Below are 19,889 nucleotides of genomic sequence, written 5' to 3' on the forward strand. Positions count from 1 at the left end.
AATTTTAATTTTCCAAACGTTGCCGAAGTGTTTAAAACCATTTCGCTGAAAATGCTAAGTATAGATAGGCCCTTCTGGATTAGAAAGATAAAAACAATAATTTTTCTTTTAAAAATTTGTAAATCCTATTTTTGTTCACTATTTTTGACTGTTCATTCCTGCTGAACATTTAATTTTATTGAACAAAAAATGTATAGAGACAATGATTTTGTTTATGAAGCTATTGCTTCTTTAGAGGAAACAATAGGAGTTCCTATTGTTATTGATAGCATCCGAAAAATATATGATGTTGTGATTCAAATTAACAACGAGACTTTTTATTGTGTTGCAAAAAAAAATGCAAAAAATGCAAATTACGGCATCATTATGTCTGGTTTAAAGGACATCAATTATACAAGAAACAATATCGTCATTGCGGACTATCTGACTAAAAACACAGCAGATGAGCTTAAAAACAATGGCATCAATTACCTAGATGCATCAGGAAATGCATTTATCAAAACTAAAAATTTGTATATATATGTCGAAGGAAGAAAAGCAAAAATTAATAAAAAAACGAATCAAACTCGTGCTTTTCAAGAAGCAGGTCTAAAATTACTACTATTACTTATTTCTAATCCTGAAACATTGCAATTTTCATATCGCGAATTAGCAGAAAAAACAGGAATTGCGTTGGGATCTGTAAGTAATATCTTCAAAGAACTAGAAGAAAGCCACTATCTATTAAAGACAAAGAACAAAAGAGTACTGAAAAATCAGGTTGAAATTATTGAACGCTGGGTAATTGCCTATAACGAACTATTAAAACCGCGAAATTTCAGAAAGAAAATGCGAGCTATCGGAAATGATTTCAGTATAAAAAATATTATAAATAATAGTTATATAAAACTATATTTAGGAGGAGAACCCGGAGGCGAGCTTTTAACTGGATATCTAAAATCAAAAGATTACATCATATACTCAGATGAAGAGATAAGTAAAGTTGCAAAAGAACTAAAACTTGTACCTGATGAGACAGGTAATATTGAAGTATATACTAAGTTCTGGACAAACAATTTCTATCTAAAAAATGAACACACTGCACCTCCACTGGTTGTATATGCAGATTTGCTAGGAACTGGAAACAATAGAAATATAGAAACTGCTAAAATTATTTTAGAGAATGGATTATAAAATATCGAGTGAAAAACTGGAACATCCCTTGTTAAAAAAACTGCTGGACGAGCTGATTCCCCTATTTGAAAAATTAGATGTGAAGTTTTTTGTGATTGGAGCAACTGCCAGAGATATTATCATGGAACTTCATGGCGAAAAGTCTGGCAGAAGAACTAAAGATATAGATATTGCAATAGCCATAGACAAATGGGACGAATTTTCAATTATTGAAAATGAGATCACACAACTACCTAATTTTACGAAAGACGCCAAGCAACAACAAAGGTTTTTATATTTAAATGACTTTCAATTAGATATAGTTCCTTATGGGGGAATTACAAATGCAGAAGATAAAATCTTTTGGCCACCTGATCAATCTTTTGCAATGACAGTGCTAGGTTTTATAGAAGCTGAAAAAGATTTGGTTAAAGTTAAGATAGATGACACACTGGAAATTGATATCGTTTCATTGGCAGGAATTTTCATTTTAAAATTAGCTGCATGGAAAGACCGACATCATAAAGGGAATAAAGATGCTGATGATATGGGGTTTATTCTTTTAAACTACCTCAATATTCACGAAGAAAGAGCAGTAATGAATTATTACGAAGATGTATACGAAATAGAAAATTTTACTATTACAAAGGCTGGCGCAGCTCTTTTAGGGATTGACATAAATGTATTATTATCTGATAATGCAGTCAGCAAAACAAAATTGAAAGCTATCATTGAAAACGAAATAAATGAAAGAGAAAACAGCATTTTATTCAACCAAATACTAGAAACAAATTACATCAAATTTGATGATATACTGGATTGCTTTCAAATCCTCAACCAAAAAATAAATTAATGGGAACTAATAATACAAAAGAGCAAATATTAGAAGATAATCAAGTAATGTGCATTCTTACGGAGAAACCTAGAAAAGCAACATCGCAAGAAAACAACCTGCAGTCTATTATCCGTATGCTCAACGAAGAGTATGTCTTTGATCTGACCGATATGGAACGTGATTTTAATATTATTTATATTGATCCAGACACTGGGAAAAATAAAAAACAAAAAATTGAACTCGTCATTTTTGAAAAAGGTAAATCACACGAACAAGATCACATTGTTCGAATTGCGATTGTCCAGGACGAAAAGATAAAAGAGAATGACAAGAAAAAAGGTGTAACCATTACACTAGAAAATGCACTTGCTGCGTCTGACAATTGTGAATTTGGCTTATGGACAAACGGGACAGATATTAAGTATTTGCAAAAAGAAGATGACCAAATTGGTTTTGATTTTACCTTTGCAGATTTATCAGATTTTCCAGGTTTTGGAGAGACTTTAGATGATTTAAACCGGGGAGATCGTTCTCACAGCCGTAAGCCTGCAAATGATTCGTTAATTAAAGTTTTTAAGCGTTCACACGATTATATCTATGGAAATGAAGGACGTAAAAAAGATGCATTCTGGCAGCTTCTCTATCTAATTTTTTGCAAATTGTATGATGAGAAAAGACGTTTCATGGATATGCCGGATGGCATATCTTATCGACGAAAGTTCTGGGTAGGAGTAAAAGAACAGAATAGTGAGGATGGCAGAAAAGCCGTAGCAAAAAGAATTAAAGATATCTTCGAGGATTTAAAAAAAGAAGGTACTTTTTCTGATGTTTTTGATGGTTATGAATCTATAGAGCTTACAGATAAAGGAATCTCTTTTATTGCAGGAGAATTAGCAAAGTATTCCTTTCTTGATGCGACTGTTGATGTTAAAGGACTTGCTTATGAAACTATTGTGAGTAATACCTTGAAACAAGAAGCCGGTCAGTTTTTTACACCTCGAAATATTATCAAGGCGATGGTGGAAATGATGAATCCAACTGAAAGTACACGAGTACTGGATCCTGCTTGCGGTTCTGGCGGTTTTTTGGTAATGGTATTGGATCATGTTCGTAAACAAATAGCGGAAAAACTATATCCGGAAATCAAAGATGAAGTATTGCTTAGTGCAAAATACAATACATATGAAGTCAATGAACGTGTTCGTGAATATGCCGAAAATAGCATATTTGGCTTTGATTTCGATCCTGACCTGAAGAAAGCTGCCCGAATGAATATGGTAATGGCGGGTGATGGACACGCCAACATATTTCATGTCAATTCTTTAGCTTATCCAAACTGGGAACATCCTTCTGAAATTGAAAAAATTGAAAAAGCAATCAATCGAAGTTTGAAATCAATGGCTGATGATGCTGGCCCTTACGGTGACAGCGCAAGAGGAAAATTTGATATAATATTTACCAATCCTCCTTTTGGCGCAAAAGTAAAAGTTGATGAAGATATAGCGGTACATTTTGAGCTATCTAAGTACTCAAATGCTCCAGAAATACTGTTCATTGAGGCGTGCTACAATTTCTTAAAAGAAGACGGTAAAATGGCAATTGTTCTACCTGATGGAATATTAGGTAATCCGAATACGTTGCCAGTTAGAGAATGGATATTGGATAAATTTAAAATATTAGCTTCGGTAGATTTAGCTGTAGAAGCTTTCCTGCCACAAGTTGGTGTACAAGCATCATTATTATTTCTTCAAAAGAAATCTCCAAACCAGCGAAATATTGCGCACGGTGGAGAAGAAGATTATGATGTATTTATGGCAATAGCTGAAAAATTAGGTAAAGACCGAAGGGGAAATCCTATCTATCTGCGAGATGAAGATGGCGCTGAAATTCTCTTTCCAGTGGAGAATAAATATGTAGCCTACAGGCCGGAAGATGGCAGACCAATTGTAAGAACAAGAATTGAAAAGCAACGTATGTTAGATGATGATTTACCAAAAATTTCAAAGGCATACTTAGAATTTTTAAAATAGTAAAAATGGAAATCACTCAGGTAAAATCTAAAACAATTATACGTAGTTCTCATATTCTTAAACCGAGCTATCATATGAATTATGGTAAGAAAAGAATAGAAACTGCAATTTATAATAAATTTCCTTTCAGCACTTTGGGAGAAGTCTGTACTTCTGTTTTTACGGGAGGTATATTTAAAAGAGTTTTTGTCGATGACTCTAAATTTGGAGATCCTTATATCTCTGCACAACATATGATGAATACAAATCCTCTTGATGTTGCAAAAATAATATCAAAAAAATATACGCCGAAACAAGATGAAATGAGCCTGAAGGAAAATCAAATTCTGGTTAGTTGTGCTGGTACAATAGGTAATGTAAGACTAATAAGTAAGGACTTAGAAGGAATAATAGGTTCTCAGGATATTATTCGTGTAAATCCAAACAACTCAAAGATACCTTATGGATATCTGTACGCCTATTTAGCCTCGAAAACGGCTTATAATTATATGCAATCATATATTTACGGCTCAGTTGTTCCACGAATTGAACCCAAAACATTATCAAAGTTACCAATTCCGTTATTATCACAACAAAAGCAGAGTCAGATTCATCAATTTATTGTTGAGGGGTCGAAGTTCAGACAAGAAGCAAATGAATTAATGAACATTGCACAAATGAAATTTAATGATTTATTTGAAGCAAAACACTGTAATATAATCAGCTTTAAACAAAATTCTAAAAATCTAAAGATGTTTCAACATCGGCTTGATGCATCATATAACATTTATAAGCAAGAACTTGACGCAATAATCCGAGAAAGTGGTATTCCTTACAAAAATTTAGGCGAACACATAAACAAAATTTTTATTCCTAATAGAGGAAAAAGAGTATATGTTAAAGAAGGACTTCAATACTTGTCTACTTCTGACTTATCCTCTTTTAATCCAACAGGGATAGATAAGTATCTTTCTCTAAAGATGGCGGGCGTAGATACTTTAAGGGTTAAAAAAAATTGGGTTTTGATTGCCCGCTCAGGCCAAGAAATTTTGGGGTCAACATATCTAATTGGCGAGCAACTTAATAATATTGGTGTCAACGAACATGCTTTAAGAGTATTAGTTAACGAAAATATAGCTCCTTATATTTACGCTTTTCTATCTTCAAGATTTGGCAGAAAATACTTAAGAGCTGGAATTTTTGGCTCAGCGATATTAACTATTAATGAAGATTATGTCAAAACACTTTTATTGCCAGAACTTGATGATGAAAATAAAGAATTAATCACTGATCTTGTTATTAAATCTTCTATATTATTTGATCAAGCCATAATTAAAGAAAACCAAGCCATTGAATTAATAGAAAAAGAAATTGACCTATGGCAAGTATCATAAAGCCGCCTTATTTTGAATCGGTTGTTAATGCCGGTGAAAAAAGATTGTTGGATTATCTGGAGATACATCTTCCAGAAAATTATTATTTAATCCCTAATGTAGAGATTGCATCTACCAATCCTAAAAACAAACGCACCCAATACTGGGAGTATGATTTAATTGTGGTAGCTCCGCACGGTATTTATAATATCGAAAACAAGGATTGGAAAGGACGAATTGAAGGCGATGATCATTACTGGTATCTGAATGATCGACAAATGCCTAATCCGCTTAAAACAGGGCGCCAAAAAACAGCGATTCTTGCATCCAAGCTTAAGGAGGCTAATTTTGATTGGGGAAAAGCTTGGATTCAAAATATGCTTACACTTTCTTTTAATAATACCTATCCGCCTCTTATTTCACATGAAGCCCAAAAGCTTACTTTCGGATTAAGTAAAAAACTAATAGATTTTATTATTGATCCTTACAGCATTGGTAAGTTAGATAATGATATAAATAGTTTCCAACAGGCCATAGTTCAGTTTTTAATTGGTCAGCAATCCCAAAAATCTCCTGAACAGAAAAAGGAAATTGAGGGTTATCAAGTTTTAGAAATCATTCAACAGGAGCCTAATTTTACAGAATATTTGGTAAAACCAAAAGGTGTTACGTCAGTACGACGCAGAATTAAAGAATATGCTTTACAAGTAAGCGGACTTTCAATAGAAGAACTTAAAAAACGTGAAGACAAAATTAAAAACCAATATCACGCACTTAACAAGTTAAAAGCGAAACCTTTTATATTAAACGTGGAATTCCGAATAGATGAGGTAAATCACCTCTTCTACGAAATTTCTGATTTCTTAGAAGAGAATTCGTTACGTTCAGAGGCTCGGGTTAAAACTTTTACTTTCAAGGAGAAAATTGATATTATCAATAATGTAATAGTGGCTTTAAAAGAGGCTCATAAAGAAAGTATCTTCCATCGTGATATCAATCCTGATAACATCTATTTGAGCAGCGGGTATGCTTATCTAGGTAATTTTGGTAAATCATATTTTATTGACCACAGTGAAGAAGGATACACTGTGATGCCAACAATAAATCAAAATAATGCAACAGCATATCATCCTTTGGAACTGACTGTGAACGATGCAAGTGCTGCCTCTGATATATATTCTTTAGGAGTTTTAGTTTACTGGTTATTCACTGATAAAGAACCTTTTAATACACCTTACGATTTAGACAGAATGGGTGGAAAACTGAAATCCACTTTATTACCGACATACATCAACTCTAATTTGCCTAAATGGATTGACGATGTATGTATTCAAACAATTATTACTGATGATCAAAAACGTATAGAAAGCGTAGAAACTTTGCAAGATTTCATCTCAAATGCTATAGAAAGCAAATCCGTTGCTGATGCATCTCCAGCTATTGTTCCTGCTTTACACTCATATACATTTGAAGAAATCAAAGAAGGTGATTCTATTGGAACATATTCCATTCATAAAATACTAGGTAAAGGAGGCTATTCCAAAGTATTTAAAGTAAAGCATCGCATTCAAGGTATTTATTACGCCTTAAAACTATTCAATGAGAGTGTCAACTTTAGTTCTGTAAAGGATGAATACAATGCGTTAATCAAATTAGATCATCCAAACATAGTAAAATTCAAATGGAATGATGAGGCTGCATCTGGCCAGTTTTTTACCGTAATGGAATACCTGGATGGTGAGAATCTAAGCATTTATACACTGACAGATGCTAAACTTCCTGTTCATAGAGTATTTCAAGTAGGCAAAGAGATCCTCTCTGCATTGGTAGAGATGCAGTCTAAAGAAAAACCAGTTTTACATAGAGATATTAAACCCCAAAACATTATTTGGGACAAAGGTGAACGTTTCGTGTTAATCGATTTTAATGTGGCATCTTCAAATGAAGCAAACAAAGATTTTGTTGGTACCAATCCATATTTAGCGCCGGATCTGATAGCAGACAATTATAAAATTAATTGGAATTTATCGGCCGACACTTTTGCAATGGGAGTAACTTTGTATGAGTTAATTTGCAAACAATATCCATGGCATCCTTCAAAAAGACCGATGAGCAGCAGACAGCCGAATAATCCTAAAAAAATAGAACCTAGAATATCAGAAGAGTTTAGTTCTTTTTTATTAAAATCGATTGCTGCAGATACTTCACAACGTTTTCAAAATGCTAAGGAAATGTTTGAGGCGTTGGTTAACCTCGAAGATAAAATCTTAGAAAAGTCATCGTTTGAAATTAAAACACCTGTATTAGAATACAATACTGCTGATTTTAATATTATTCAGTATATCAATTCCCTTTACAGCCAGTCTAGATATGGTAATTTTGGAACAAGAGTAAATAATAATGCTCATCAGCTAGATGCGTTAACTTATACCCCTACTAAACTAGACAAAAGTCTTCTTCCTGCCATTGTTGACGGACAGTATAAACTACTAATTATTACCGGAAATGCAGGAGATGGCAAAACAGCTTTTATAAAGAAAATTGAACAGCATTCCTCGGTTAAGGAAGTTGAACATTTTACGCATAATAACGGAGCAAGATTTAAAATAAATAATATTTCTTACGAGAGTAATTATGATGGTTCGCAGGATGAAGAAAACAATATAAATAACGATGTATTAGAAAGTTTTTTTCAACCCTTTGAGTATACAGATAATTATGCAGAAGTACCAGAAGGCCGCATCATTGCTATAAACGAAGGCCGGTTAGTTGAGTTTTTAACAACTTCAAGCAAGCACCATCAATTAGCCATCTTAATTGAAGATTATTTTTATAAGGAAGGACATACGGAGCTGCCTGAAGGTATTATGGTTGTTAATTTGAATCTTCGTTCAGTGGCTGTTGATGATTCAGGGGATGGCAGCTTGTTTAAGAATCAGGTAAAATCTTTGACCCATAAATCTCTTTGGGCAAAATGTGAAGGCTGTGAGTTGGCTAAAAACTGCTTTATAAAGTACAATGTTGATACCTTAAATGATACAGCAGCCGGTGAATCTGTAATTAACCGGCTGGAATGGCTGATAAGAACTGTTAGTTTAAAACGTGAATTGCATATTACTATACGTGATATTCGTTCGTTAATTTCTTTCATGCTCACACGTGATATTTCTTGTGATGAATTACCACAAATAGAGTTGTTAAAAGATTCAAATCCTGAAAAATATTGGCAGTATTATTACTTCAATATAACTAATCCTAATCTTGATGACAGTGGCAATAGAGACCGGTTGATAAAACTGCTAAGAGAAACAGATATAGGAGAAGTTACTATTCCGCATTGGGACAGAGAATTATATTTCAGCAGACATAATCCGAAAGATTATCTTCAATTTTCCGAAAGGGAACACAATTTACTTGATAGTTTTAATGATTATAAATCATTTATTCCGGCACATGAGCAAACTCCTGAGCTGATTCAAAATACACGAGAGAAACATAAGGCATATGTTCGACATCATTATTTTGAGGGAAAGGCAGCATGGTTCGATGAAAACGATTCTATTGAAGAGAATTTAAATAAACCATCAGAGAAGGACCTAAAACCCTCTTATTTATTACGTTTACCCTATAAATCAATTTTTGATTTTGTATCTATTTTATCGCAATCAACCATCGATGAAACAACAAAACAAGTGATTTCACGTGCCGTTTCTTTAAATGAAGGTTGTGATAATGAATCGTTAGACAAAGAGAACCTAATTCTTGCATCGACTGATGTGAAGGATATGCGTGGTAAATCCTTTAAAATGTTTCCTTTAGAAGATTTTGAGTTGATAGTAAAACGGACTGATCATTTAATCAAATATCTAGAATATGAGCCAGACAGCTTAATTTTTAGACATAAAACAATTAAGCATATCGAGTTAACTATTTCATTGGATTTATATGAAATGCTTTACTTTATAAAGAAAGGTTTTAGTCCGTCACTTAATGACTTGAGAGGCAAATTTATTGAATTGATCGTGTTTAAAAATTTATTAGAGAACCTCAACTATAATGAGATTGTGGTGACACCAGACAATCGCCTCTTTTATTCCATCAAAAAAAATAACAACAAAATCGCTATTAAAAAATTAACTTATTAGCTATGGCAATCAAACTAAACAAACAGGAAAGCACTTTCAGAAATGAACTCCTTTTTACGGCTGATGCCAAGACAATTAGGATTGATAATACACTGGTTAACCTTTTTATGCTGTTAAAGCATGAGGGGATTCGTCCCAAACAAAGAACACGTAGAGGAGATAACGTGTTTATTGAAATAGAAAAGCTTAAAAGTATCTTTCAGAAATTGGAAGAAAATAATGAATTGGAAGGTTTTAATGAAAACCCCGATGCGGTAGAACTTTGGTTACGCACAAACCTTGTTAATATGGTAAATCGTGGTAATTCTGAGAAAGAAAAAATATCATCTTTAAGACCTATACATCTTGAGAGTTATAGAGTAAGAAATGTTCCAAATACAAGAGATTATTTTACTGCCGACCAAATTTATCTAATGTTGGGACAGAATCCGGTTGTTAAAGAGGACCTTCGAAACTTTTTAGCTGAAGGATGGGATAAAACAACAAACAATTTACTGAATTCAAAGGAATTAGATGTAGATAGTTTGGGGATATTATATCTAATAAAAAATGTCAGTCCCGGCTTTTTAGAGAGTAATACGACTCTTAATAAGATAAAACCTCTTTTAACCGAACAAGCAGAATTATTTTGTGATGACGTCCGAAGATTACTGGTGTACAAATCTAAAATTCCCCGAAATGTTCTAATCGATTACCTGAAAACGATCACCTCATTTCATCTTTCCTTATACATACACAAAGTGATTTATCTACTGCCAAAAATGATCGAGGCTGGAACTAAGGAAATTGTTGATGATTGGAGCGTTGTGTTAGATACCACAGATAATTTTGAAAGTAAGATTTCTTCGATTGCAATAGCCGATGCGGAAAAGACATACAATTCTTTATATAAATATATTAAAGCTACTTTTAAAATCAATAGTGTTATTCAGAAATTGAAACTTGATGAATCAAATTCCGACAGTATTGAAAAAGCAATGGATATTCTCAAGAACGAGATAAATAAATATGAAATAAAATTTGAAACTTATTGGGATATCGTTTACCAAGAACAGGATCAGGAATATAAAGACCTATTAAGTGAAATGGTAAAATATGAAACAAATTATTTTGATAGATATGTTGAATTGTTGCTAAAAGTGAGAGGAAAGTACCAGCATAAATCTCATATAGAATTGCTGGACAGTTTGTCACAAAAGAACAGCGAAAGAGGTTTTTTAGCTCAAGGAAGAAGTAAAAAACATCCCAGAAGATATGTCCTTGGAACCAGACTATTAGAAGCCCTAGTTCAAATTCAGGTGCTGCATCTGGAAGGAAATAAATTCATTACTCAGAACTTGTCGGTTGAAGAGCTAATGAATAATCTACGAAACCGATATGGATTAATTATAAATGGCCTGCATGAAGAACGTTTTCAGAGCATAGACCTGCACACACATCTTGCATTTAAAGAAAATGTAGAGGCCTTTAAAATGAAATTAAGGCAGATCGGTTTCTATAATGATTTAAGTGATGCCTATATCCTGCAAAAAGTTAGACCTCGTTACGAACTATCATAATTTAAAAATAATGAACGTAAAAAATTTAACACGTTATTATCAATATATAATCGAACTAATTGTAGAGACATATAAAGAAGAGTTCGAAACTTCAAAGCCTGGTCATTGTATGAAAATTACAGGATTGGGTACCGAGCAGCTATTATCTCTTTGGGAAGTTATAACAGAACATTTCAAAAATTTAAATACATTTATTGTTGACGAAGTTCAACAAGGAAAACATTATATATCAGCTACTAAACTTATTGAATTACGAAATCAGCAGAAAAAACCTTTACTGATACTTGTACCTTCTAATAGTAGAACTGCTGCAGAAGATTCATACGGAAATGCTACTTTCAAAGAAATTTCTTTAGAACGTATAGAACCTATTTTAGTCAAAAGTTTACAAGAAAAAATTCCGGCAGAGGTTTCTCCTTTTGTCCGCACCATAATCAGCTATATACAAAGCCTCAATCAAACAAGTTTATTAAGTTATCTTATAGCGCTGGAAGAAGACTCATTTACAAAAGAAAGTATTGGTAGAAATCTGCCCTATTTAGGCTTGTTGCCAGATTGTAGCTTAGTATATGATGAAAAATTGATTCGTTCTCGACTTAACTTGAATATGACAAGTTGTTCTATACTTGCTTCATTTAACAAACCTATCTACGATAGAGTAGATGAACTGCAAATAAAAAAAGATTCTCTGCAAAAAAAATTTATTCAGCTATTTAGGAATGAAGACGGTATTACATCACTAAATAAACTTGTAGAAATAGTTGGAGAGAAATATTCTGAATTATGGTTTGACAAATGGGATATTCCAAGTTTCAATTTTAAAGAAGTCAAATTAGAAATTATTGAAATTCGATCAACGGATTTTACTAATGATGAAGGTAAAAAAGTACTTTTATCAGATGGAGCATCAAACGCAAAAGTTACAATACGATTTAAAACAACACCTGAGCCAAAGGACATTGAAGAGTTAAAATATTTTAGAGTTGTTCTGATGGCTGTAGATGGATTTTCAGGACAGGAAATAATAACCCTCAGAAAGTTGAAAAACACAAACTCTAGACAATCCTATAGAGAAGCTAGGATCGAATTGAATGCAAACAATATCGAAGAGGGTGCGTATTTCTTTAAAGTTTTAGCTGAAGATGAACTCGGAAACATCTTAAATATAAATGACGATTTTGATGAAGATAATATTCAAAGGATATGGCAGCAAAATGAGTGCTCTTCAGAAAGTAAAAAGGATTTAAAATATAAATTAAAATGCGATTCTGAAGATTTTGATTATTTTATCGATATTAATTCTGAAAAGGAAGAAACAAAACGAAAAGATAAATTAAACAATGTTCTTCAGGCATTTTTTAAATATAATATTGACAATCTAAGACAAGAAATAGCTTTAGACAGTCCAGAACCAAGTGATTTGTCAAACACATGGCTAAACGATGATAAAATAAAATTATCATCTATTTTTCATATCAATTATTCTAATAAGCATAATTACCAAATAATTTTGTCCTCAAAACTTAGGATGATTGAAAATGAAATTCTCAACAATAGCAATCATTTTGGTTTCGTGAATGTGTTAATTAGTGATAACAATATAACATTAGGACTGCAAAACATCGAATACATAATGAGCAGCCTGACCGATATAGCACCAAAAAAGCTATTAGAATTACGAAAAACTGTTTTTGAGAAGATAAAAAACTCTAACAATTCTCAGAATGGAGTATTAGAAACTACTAACCTCTACAAAATAAAGGAGGATCTAAAAACATATTTAGAACACTATAATAACTGGTTAGTTAACCTTAACAAAAAGATTGAGAAATCCGACGTTTCAGAGGAAGAAAAAGAGAACATTAAGCTTCTCTACACAGAAGTTCAATTCCTTGATGCTGTAAAGATCAAAACAAAATTACCCACTGGAGGTTCTGTATCGGCTCTATTATTATCTCCGCTTCATCCGCTTAGGCTGGTATGGTTTATCAATCTTTTAGATCAATTTGAAGAATGGTTTAATAAAACACTTCAATACAACAGCCACATTCGCGAATGGCAGCAGCTGGAAAATTTATTTTTATCGGAATTGAACCCAAGTAGCAGCCCGCTGGTACTTGTTGATCCTAATCAGTTTATAAACTATGAGTATCTTGGGGAATTAAGTTTTGGTTGGGGAATTTATATAAATTCATCCACACCCACTCCAAATGATTCGCTTGTACCTATTTCGCACCAATTAAAGTACTATTTTAGGCATTTGCTAAATATTGACACAGGAAATGTTATCAATAATGACGTTAGCAGACCATTGGTAGTAAAACATATAAAAAACTTCTTAATACAACATCCTTACACTGATACTTTAATTATAAATTTATTTAATGTTGGGGATGCAGAGGTTTTTGCAGATGCGTTTGTTGATTTAAGTAAACAATCAGAATATCACGACACCAAATTTGAAGTTCGTATCTTTATTGGTCAGGAGTCATTGATTGAACATGGATTAGCTTTAAAAGCATTACTAAATCCAGAAACAAATATAAGTGAAGAGGCTGAATTATTTTCACAGCCATCAAAAAACAGACTGTTTCCAAAATTAAGATTTTCTATTAATAATATTAAAGATTTTGTAAAAAATCCAATTGTTTTTAATGCCCACATTAGTTTTTTAATAAATCCATTTGCATCAAAGATAACCCTGTACAAACCTTACAGAACATACAAGTCTACTCATTTAAATAGTTTAATTATTGATCCGGCAACAGATGTTGAGATCAATAAAGAGTCTGAAAAAATAACATGGACTAATTATGTTAAACTAGAAAATCCAAAAGAAAATCTTATAAACAAACTATATACTTCCTATCAGGTATTCACTTCAGGTTCTTTGGCAGCTCATGCTACAGATGCAGTTCCTGCAGCACAATTAAGTTTGACCGACAGAGATCTGGTACTACTAACCTATTTACACGAATATTCTGACTGGGTAGTTACTTTTGATAAAAATTTGGGTCCCCAAGTATTTGACCAGCCTTCTGGGAGTGGAAAAATACCATTTCTATTGGACTATGTCCCAGGTGAAGAAGTTTCCGGTATTTCCTCATATCTGACAACTAAGCCTTCAAGTGAAATCATAGGTTTATTAAGTCCTCATTTTGAATCTTTCGGATTGAATATCGATAGTCCAGAGAGCAGAAACAAAATTCAAACTATTCTTGAAGATCTAAGAGCCATCAGCAGTTCTCTGGTATTACAGCTAAACTCTACAAAAAATAAAGCATTTGAAGCTATAGGAACAGCTTTTTCTAAAAGAGTTTTAGAGAAAAAAGGATTGTTGGAAAATGCTTTCCTCATCCCGATAGACCTGCACCAAAATCTTTTTGAGAGTTTAAGTACAAATTCTAAAAGCCGGGCAGATAATTTGTTTATTTCCATCAATAAGGAGAAAAGAGAAATAAAAATAGCTGTACTGGAAATAAAGTGCAGAAGTTCTTTAGGGTCATCAGAACGAGAAGAATTAAAAGTAAAAATGATTGAGCAGATTGATAATACAATTGCAGCAATTAAGCATCATTTTGATCCAAATGATTACAAGAGCAATGATCGTTTAGATCGTGAAATAAAAAATAAGGAATTAAAATCATTATTCAGTTTTTATATTGAGAGGGCATACAGATACAACTACATGTCTGAAAATGCCTACAATAGTTATATTGATTTCATTCAAACCCTAAATAACGGATTTGAAATTAAGTTTATCCGATTGGGATTTATTTTTGATTTTTCTTTTGAGCAAAAACATCAAAAGCAAAATTTTGATCATAACACAACCATTTTCACCTTTGGACATAAATTAATTGGTGATATTCTAGATCAGCAGTCCGATCTAAATACCAAGCGACTGGAAGATACAGAGCTTGACAAGGACTTGATTTCAGCCTTTGAATCTAATAATAAACTCAAACCATTTATCCACAAGTTTAAATCAAAACTTAAAACATCTTCTGATGAAGAAAAAGAAGATAGTAATCTGAGCGATGTTCACGACTTATATGAAGAGGATATAAAAGATTTCTCCGATGAGATTGTAAATGAACAAACTAATAATGAAATAGAATCGGATGATGAGAATAATTATGAGATTGAATCTGAAAGTAATACTTTAAATTATCAAGTCCCTGATTTTGATATTATAGTTGGAAAGAACAGTATTTCTGACCAATTTGGAATTATTGGAACTTCCATACACAATAAGAAGATTGCAATAGACCTATCTGAAACCAATACTATAAGTTTATTTGGTGTACAGGGTGGAGGAAAAAGTTATACCATTGGTACTATCAGTGAAATGGTCCTGAAACAATTTTCAAATATTAATAAACTTCCTTCTCCCTTGGCTGGAGTAATTTTCCACTATAGTGAAAGTATGGACTATGAACCGGAATTTACATCAATGACAGATGCTAATACAAATATTACAGAATTAAAGAAATTAAAAGAATTATACGGCGCCGAACCGGATACTATTGAAGATGTCATAATATTAACTCCTGCAGATAAATTAGATGAACGTAGAGAAGAATTTCCATCTATACAGGTTGAAGCTATAGCCTTTAACTCAAAAGAACTGAATGTTCAGGACTGGATGTTTCTACTTGGGGCAGTTGGAAACGACTCGTCATATATTAAGCAGTTGAAATTTATGATGAAAGAGCAGCGTAGGAATATTACTTTGGAAGGACTAAGAGAAAGTGTTGAGTCATCTGAGCTACTTTCAAACGGTCAAAAATCTTTGGCTAGGCAGAAGCTTAGTTTCGCCCAGGAGTACATTATCGATAGCTTCTTTCTTAAGGAAGTTTTAAAACCAGGGAGGCTAGTCATTGTAGATTTACGAGATGAGTTCATCGTTAAAGACGAAGCATTAGGATTGTTCGTTATTATGCTTAATATTTTTTCAGGAGTAAAAACATTTAATAATAAACACTTTAACAAGTTTATTGTCTTCGACGAAGCTCATAAATACATGGACAATAAAGATTTGACAAATAATATAGTTACAGCAATACGAGAAATGAGGCATAAAGGGGTAAGTATTATGATTGCCAGTCAAGATCCACCTAGTTTACCTAATGAAATTATAGAATTAAGCAGTATTGTTTTACTTCATAAATTTAACTCCCCTCAATGGCTAAAACATATTCAAAAGTCCTTAACACAGTTGAATGGCTTAACTGCTGCTGATATGAGTGTTTTAAAACCTGGTGAAGGCTTTCTCTGGGCTTCCAAAGCATCTGAACAAAGCATAACAACAAAGCCAGTAAAAATAACTACAAGACCAAGGGTTACGAATCACGGAGGCGCAACCAAAAAAGCTACAGGGAACTAATGAAAACAGAACAGTTAACAGGAAAAGGAAAAAGGGAAACAAACCAGGATTTTGTCTGTATTGACAGATTAAAATCTGGAGCTTCATTTTTTCTGATTGCCGATGGTATGGGAGGTTATGAAAAAGGAGATGAAGCGGCAAGGATTGTTTCTGAAAATATTTTCACATTTCTCAATTATGTCGAAAGTATAAATGAACAAAGCATACAACAAGCTATTCAAAAAGCTAATTTGGCTATAAAACAATTTAATTTAAAAAATAGTATTAAATCTGGTGCTACTATAGGCGGAATTATTGTAGATAAAGATATTTCCCATGTTTTTTGGGTTGGAGACGTAATGGTTTACAAAACAAGAAAAGATAAAGTATTGTATCAAAGCAAAGGCCATACATTAGTGAATAGTATGTTAGAATCCAGAAGTATAAAAGAAGAGAAATCTTTAGAGAGATATAAGCATATAGTAACTAGATCTATATCAGGAAAACCTTCTGAATCAAGTATAGGATATCAGTCTATCCAATTCTTAGAAGGTGACATATTTATTATTTGTTCTGATGGGGTTCACAATATTATTTCGATAGAGCAGATTCTTGTTCTTGGCATTCAAGAAAATGGTTTGCAAGAATTAGAAAGAAGATTTATCAAAGAGGCACAGGATAATTATTCTATTATTTTCGTGACACATTAATTCTTTAGATATCAAAATCTATGTAATATAGACCGCTAATTATCTCAAAATGCACAATGTGGATTTGCTATTAGTCCTGGAAATAATTTACAAGGACTAAAGTCCGTCTCATAATTGCTATGACAATTTCGTTTAAGTTGGTATCAATATGATAATTCCCCGATGGAAGAACATCAAACATATATTATTGCATTTATAATATCATTTTTAATACATTTAATTTATTAAAGTACATTGATTGACTGCGTTAAATTGATCAGGTATACAAAGCGCTACAAGGTAATTCATTAAATATGAGACCTATTCGGCTACCCCTTTTGGAGTGAACACGTTAAAACACCAATCAGATCAACAAATTAAGGAATAGGTAGGTCGCCCTGCCACCATGAAAAACTACTATACAACACAGAGGTATATAGAAAAATTTCTTAGGGAGAAATATTACCGGAATGATATTATCCTTTCACAACTTACTTATAAATTTATTCTGGACTTTGAACGCTACCTTTTTAATTATGTTCCTAAGGACCACCAAAAGCCGCTTAACAATAACGGAATCATGAAGCATATAGAAAGGCTGCGCAAAATGATAAATATGGCTGTTAAGTTGGATTGGTTGTTCAAAGATCCCTTCGCTAGTTTCAAGAAGCATTTTGATAAAGTGGAACGGGAGTCATTAAACAGCAAAGAGCTAATAGCATTCGCAAATAAAGAGTTTACTATTGAGCGGCTAAGGCATGTTCGGGATATGTTTTTGTATAGCTACTACACAGGTCTTTCCTATATCGAACTCGCTGAACTTACTCCGAACAATATTATCACAGGTATAGACGGAGGATTGTGGATATCTACAAGCAGGGCAAAAACAGATACAGGAGTACGTGTACCACTGCTGCCACAGGCAATAGAATTGATGGAGAAGTATAGAGATGATCCGAGAGCTCTGAATAACGGTACAGTTTTCCCTGTAATTTCAAATCAGCGAATGAATGGCTACCTCAAAGAGGTCGCTGACATCTGTGGGATAACCAAGAGGTTGACTTTTCATATAGCACGTCATACTTTTGCAACTACTGTTACATTGAGCAATGGAGTACCAATTGAAAGCGTCTCAAAAATGCTCGGCCATACCAGTATCCGTACCACACAGATTTATGCTAAGGTTGTAGAGCAAAAACTAAGCGACGACATGCGAAATCTTGAACAGCGAATATCTGCTAAGGTATTAACGTCTTGAAAGCAAAGAATTTTTATTATTAAGCTGGTTGAGAACAACCGGCTTTTTATACTGTGTTACTATAATTTTGCTTATAAAGCACTTAATTTCAAAAAAAAATAGTTATATTTTATAGCTAATAGTTTTAAATAAATCTATTAAAAACCTAGAAAGAATTTGAGATAAACCCAAATTATCAATCTTTTTTAGTTATATTACTTCTGTCTAATCTTGGGGAATGGCATCCTGTCGTAGAGAAAACTCCCAGCAACAAAGAAGTGCCTATTTTACCTATTTCATGGCAACAATAGTTTTTTATTCAGTAAGTTAAAATTAATTCATCCCATGCAAACTTCAAAGTTAATATCAGAACTCATTAATAAACAAGGAACTGATCAAAAGATGACTGTCAAAGAAGTCATCTTTTTAAATAATACAAATGGCTAAACTTCCAATCCTTCTAATATGAGTAAATCTTAGAAATAAGCTATATGCGCTCAAAAATCAATCACATAATTAATAGTAATAATTGCAGAATAAATAATTATACAAGTATTCGCTGGATTTAGAGCATATGTGATCTTGAGTAGTGCATTGCAAACCTTAGTCCGGAATAATCTGGTAAATGGAAACAGGGAATCGGCTCAAATTTACCAAAATAGTAAGGTGAGAAACCTTTACTTTCTACTGTTTAATTTACGTTTCAATAAGATCAAATTTAATTTTATATTATCATAAATTAGTCCTCCTAGTAATACAAAACCTCCAAGAAATAAGACCTGTAATCCTATTTTGGAATAAAAAATACCTCCCGCAATACCCCCAATAAAAAAAAAGCTAATGATTGTAATGCGTAACTTAATTGAAGAAAAAAGTTCAGCCTTCTCTTTTTGTTCCCTGTAAAAGAAAAGTTGTGAGAGCTCAATGCCCAAATCGGTAAAAAGTCCCGTTAAATGTGTGGTCCGGACAATAGAATTTGAGATCCTTGTAACAAATGAATTTTGCATTCCCATTGCAAATAGCAATGTAAAAGAAATTAAATGGGGAAACCCAGCAATTAGGTCATCTCCAAAGGTGGCAATAAAAAATAAAATTGCAATCTCAATAGAAGCAGGAATAACATGCACAATATTTTCTCTTCTACGTACTACCAATTCCATTAGAAGACTAGAAGTAAAAGACCCCATAAAAAAGGAAAAAATATATAAGAAATACGTAATTGCTGTAAAGAAATCAAGTTTGAAAATTTCATCCACAAAAAATGCAAAATGTCCCGTGACATTTGTTGTAAGGGTTTGAACGGAAAAAAATCCTGCCACATTTACCATTCCTGCAACAAAAGACAGAAGAGAAGCAATTTTTAAATTATGTTTTAAGTTTCTTTTTTTTCCTTGATGTTTGAACATTTTTGATAATCCTTTTTTACGTGCATAATCCCTTATTTCCAAATAATTTTAATTTAAATACCTTGAAATTTTATGAAATAGGCATATCCATATTTTTACAAACAAATTTATATCCA

The 19,889-nt window shown here is 32.8% G+C and carries 10 protein-coding genes; 9 read left to right on the forward strand and 1 reads right to left on the reverse strand.

Going from position 1 to position 19,889, the window contains the following annotated elements; all coding sequences use genetic code 11:
* The first annotated feature begins 189 nt into the window (after window positions 1–189).
* The 9 genes from H600_RS0100690 to H600_RS21730 all read left to right on the forward strand — a co-directional run bounded on the left by H600_RS0100690 (window position 190) and on the right by H600_RS21730 (window position 18,388).
* Window positions 190–1,173 (forward strand): type IV toxin-antitoxin system AbiEi family antitoxin, encoded by a 984-nt coding sequence (locus H600_RS0100690; RefSeq protein ID WP_026726984.1) that lies wholly within the window; start codon window positions 190–192, stop codon window positions 1,171–1,173.
* Window positions 1,163–2,005: a nucleotidyl transferase AbiEii/AbiGii toxin family protein gene (locus H600_RS0100695; protein WP_026726985.1), complete on the forward strand. Its 843-nt coding sequence runs from the start codon at window positions 1,163–1,165 to the stop codon at window positions 2,003–2,005. The genes H600_RS0100690 and H600_RS0100695 overlap by 11 nt, the downstream gene beginning before the upstream one ends.
* Window positions 2,005–4,017 carry a methylation-associated defense system DNA methyltransferase MAD2 gene (mads2, locus tag H600_RS0100700; protein WP_026726986.1) on the forward strand — a complete coding sequence of 671 codons (2,013 nt, stop codon included), beginning with the start codon at window positions 2,005–2,007 and terminating at the stop codon, window positions 4,015–4,017. Before H600_RS0100695 ends, mads2 begins: the two co-directional genes overlap by 1 nt.
* Before the next feature lie 5 nt (window positions 4,018–4,022).
* Window positions 4,023–5,390, forward strand: coding sequence for a methylation-associated defense system restriction endonuclease subunit S MAD5 (mads5, locus tag H600_RS0100705; protein WP_026726987.1), 1,368 nt, complete (start codon window positions 4,023–4,025; stop codon window positions 5,388–5,390).
* Window positions 5,375–9,514, forward strand: coding sequence for a methylation-associated defense system protein kinase MAD6 (gene mads6 / locus H600_RS0100710; protein WP_026726988.1), 4,140 nt, complete (start codon window positions 5,375–5,377; stop codon window positions 9,512–9,514). Before mads5 ends, mads6 begins: the two co-directional genes overlap by 16 nt.
* A 2-nt stretch (window positions 9,515–9,516) precedes the next feature.
* Window positions 9,517–11,073 carry a methylation-associated defense system protein MAD7 gene (gene mads7, locus H600_RS0100715; RefSeq protein WP_026726989.1) on the forward strand — a complete coding sequence of 519 codons (1,557 nt, stop codon included), beginning with the start codon at window positions 9,517–9,519 and terminating at the stop codon, window positions 11,071–11,073.
* 109 nt (window positions 11,074–11,182) lie between these two features.
* Complete coding sequence (gene mads8, locus H600_RS0100720) at window positions 11,183–16,462, forward strand: methylation-associated defense system ATP-binding protein MAD8 (RefSeq protein WP_245176523.1); 5,280 nt, start codon at window positions 11,183–11,185, stop codon at window positions 16,460–16,462.
* Window positions 16,462–17,151, forward strand: coding sequence for a PP2C family protein-serine/threonine phosphatase (locus H600_RS0100725; protein WP_026726991.1), 690 nt, complete (start codon window positions 16,462–16,464; stop codon window positions 17,149–17,151). The genes mads8 and H600_RS0100725 overlap by 1 nt, the downstream gene beginning before the upstream one ends.
* A gap of 385 nt (window positions 17,152–17,536) precedes the next feature.
* Window positions 17,537–18,388, forward strand: a complete 852-nt coding sequence (locus tag H600_RS21730) for a site-specific integrase (protein ID WP_245176524.1) — start codon at window positions 17,537–17,539, stop codon at window positions 18,386–18,388.
* A 656-nt stretch (window positions 18,389–19,044) separates the two neighbouring features.
* On the opposite strand, the gene H600_RS0100735 is transcribed toward H600_RS21730, so the two are convergent.
* On the reverse strand, window positions 19,045–19,815 hold the full coding sequence (locus tag H600_RS0100735; RefSeq protein WP_342446967.1) for a YoaK family protein: 771 nt from the start codon (window positions 19,813–19,815) through the stop codon (window positions 19,045–19,047).
* Between the last annotated feature and the right edge of the window lie 74 nt (window positions 19,816–19,889).

It is taken from the genome of Flavobacterium denitrificans DSM 15936, from assembly GCF_000425445.1.
In the GTDB taxonomy this organism is placed as follows: domain Bacteria; phylum Bacteroidota; class Bacteroidia; order Flavobacteriales; family Flavobacteriaceae; genus Flavobacterium; species Flavobacterium denitrificans.

Bases quoted from the DNA above. Each gene is read 5' to 3' on its own strand.
- mads7 (WP_026726989.1), top strand. From the start codon at position 9,517: ATGGCAATCAAACTAAACAAACAGGAAAGCACTTTCAGAAATGAACTC.
- H600_RS0100695 (WP_026726985.1), top strand. From the start codon at position 1,163: ATGGATTATAAAATATCGAGTGAAAAACTGGAACATCCCTTGTTAAAA.
- H600_RS0100725 (WP_026726991.1), top strand. From the start codon at position 16,462: ATGAAAACAGAACAGTTAACAGGAAAAGGAAAAAGGGAAACAAACCAG.
- mads2 (WP_026726986.1), top strand. From the start codon at position 2,005: ATGGGAACTAATAATACAAAAGAGCAAATATTAGAAGATAATCAAGTA.
- mads6 (WP_026726988.1), top strand. From the start codon at position 5,375: ATGGCAAGTATCATAAAGCCGCCTTATTTTGAATCGGTTGTTAATGCC.
- H600_RS21730 (WP_245176524.1), top strand. From the start codon at position 17,537: ATGAAAAACTACTATACAACACAGAGGTATATAGAAAAATTTCTTAGG.
- mads8 (WP_245176523.1), top strand. From the start codon at position 11,183: ATGAAAATTACAGGATTGGGTACCGAGCAGCTATTATCTCTTTGGGAA.
- mads5 (WP_026726987.1), top strand. From the start codon at position 4,023: ATGGAAATCACTCAGGTAAAATCTAAAACAATTATACGTAGTTCTCAT.
- H600_RS0100690 (WP_026726984.1), top strand. From the start codon at position 190: ATGTATAGAGACAATGATTTTGTTTATGAAGCTATTGCTTCTTTAGAG.